The organism is Bacillota bacterium, assembly GCA_040754675.1.
Classification (GTDB): Bacteria; Bacillota; Limnochordia; order Limnochordales; family Geochordaceae; genus Geochorda.
Genome location: JBFMCJ010000714.1, coordinates 1 through 1,829, shown reverse-complemented (window position 1 = coordinate 1,829; position 1,829 = coordinate 1). Strand labels below are relative to the sequence as shown.

Annotated in this window: 2 protein-coding genes; both read left to right on the top strand. The window is 65.7% G+C overall.

Translation table 11 applies throughout. From position 1 onward, the window contains the following. Positions 1-434 precede the first annotated feature (434 nt). Complete coding sequence (locus AB1609_22845) at positions 435-854, top strand: hypothetical protein (protein MEW6049272.1); 420 nt, start codon at positions 435-437, stop codon at positions 852-854. A 614-nt stretch (positions 855-1,468) separates the two neighbouring features. Then, positions 1,469-1,829 (top strand): phage integrase N-terminal SAM-like domain-containing protein (locus tag AB1609_22840; GenBank protein ID MEW6049271.1); only part of this gene is annotated, 361 nt, incomplete at its 3' end.

The window sequence follows — 1,829 nt, the reverse complement described above, 5'->3', positions numbered from 1 at the left end:
GATCTCTACCGCCATGTCCGTGAGGATGACGGGTCCCTGTTCATCCACGTAGTTTGGCGCTCCGGAGGGGTGAGCCGCGTGTTGTCGGGGTACTTCCCCAAGGCGGTCCGCTCCCTGGCCGACGAGCAAGCGTTGCTGCGGATGGCCGAGTCCTGTAGGTAGCCTCCCGGGACGGTGGCAGTCGGGCTGAGCCAGGACCGACCACCTCACGACCAGGTCGTGGTGGGCTACCGCCAGTTCGGCAGGCCGAGACAGACTGTGCTCGCCGTAGTACTGGTCGACGGCAACCTGCCGCGCGAGGTAGAGAGGGGTCAACCGTGGCCGGTGTTCTGGCACAGGTGTCGCCGTCGGGGCCTTAAGCCCGTTGAGCACGGCCCGAAAGGCCGATTGAGATTACTTGGTTCGCATGAACACCTGGAGGTAGGTGAGAAAGAGTGCAGCGGCGCCTGGTGACTCCGGTTGCGGTCGTCGCGGGCCTGCTCTGGGGTGCTTCTCCTCTCCTGTTCTTCACGCAGGAAGGCTACGTGCAGGGTCTGGTGGACCTATTGCGCACCCGGCCGGTATCGGCAGTTGCCGACCTCTTAGAGGCGGACCACGTGGTACCGTGGATATGGCTGATGTTCGTACCCAAGGCCATCAGCACAGACGCACTGGTGTGGACGGTTGGGCTAGGGCTCTGGCTGCCCAACCGCGAGGGCTGGCCGGGCTCTGCACTGGCGGCTTTCCTGTCCCAACGACCGGTTGTGGGCGAGATCATGCTCACCTTGAGCGATCTCCTTGCTGGGGTTTTGCTTTCTCTAGGCCTTGTCGCTTTCGCGCGCTGGTTCATGGGACTCATCGAACCTGGTGATTGATGGCAGAGAAGGTGGGCCTGGTAACACGCTCGCTGAACCTGGTTGCGCGGGAACGCGGCGCGGCTCGCAAACGCGGTGCGATTCGCCCAACCCGGGAATCTGCGCTACTTGGCCTGCTAAAGGCATCGTCCAGACTCTGGGGCCGTGGTCAAAAGCCGTCACTCACGACGCCGCCAGGGTGGCGGTAAGGGTGCACGCGGCATGTGTTTCTTTGTCCGTCGTGCTGGGGTCGTGTTGGAGCTGGTACCGCTGAGGCGAGCGGGGATACCGGCGGCTTGCCGGGGAGAGACATTGCTAGGCGTGGGATTCTAGCGAGGGGTCGCTGTCCGTAGTTCGCCTTTCACTTCGCACAGGACGACCTCTGCGAACTGGAGGGTCCCGCCCGGGGGTGTAAGGGCGGCGGGAAGGGTCCCTAAGGCTCGTTTTTCGGTTCGCATAAGGACTTCGCTTTTTGCGGGACAGGGCCCCGTTTGCGGGTTGGGTTCCGGGAGTGCTGTGCGGTACCCCGGGCCGTTCCTGCCGCCGTGCCTTGACAGCAGAATACGGTCCGCGGGCCGCGGCGGGGACCCGGCCGGGCGGGGCTCCGGAGCGCCGGACGGGAGGAGGTGATTTTCGTGGCCGTGGCGCTCGTGCGGGAGGTGGCCGGTGTGCTGGCCTCGTTCGGGGCCGCCCTCCGTTCCCGCGGCCTGTCGGAGAAGAGCGTGGTCTCCTACCTCGGGCAGGTCAGGCGGTTTGCGGCGTGGTACGAGGGAGCCTGCGGCCAGTTCGACCCCGCGGCGGTGAGCCAGCTTGACGTGGCGGAGTACCGCCGGTGGATGCAGGCCAAGGGCTGCAAGCCCGCCACTGTGAACCTGGCGCTGGTGGCTCTCGGGCGGTTTTTCTCCTGGGCTGTGGAGGAGGGGATCTGTTCCTTTGACCCGGCTGCGGGCGTCAAGCGTGTGCCCGAGCAGGTCCCGGGTCCGAGGTGGCTTGACT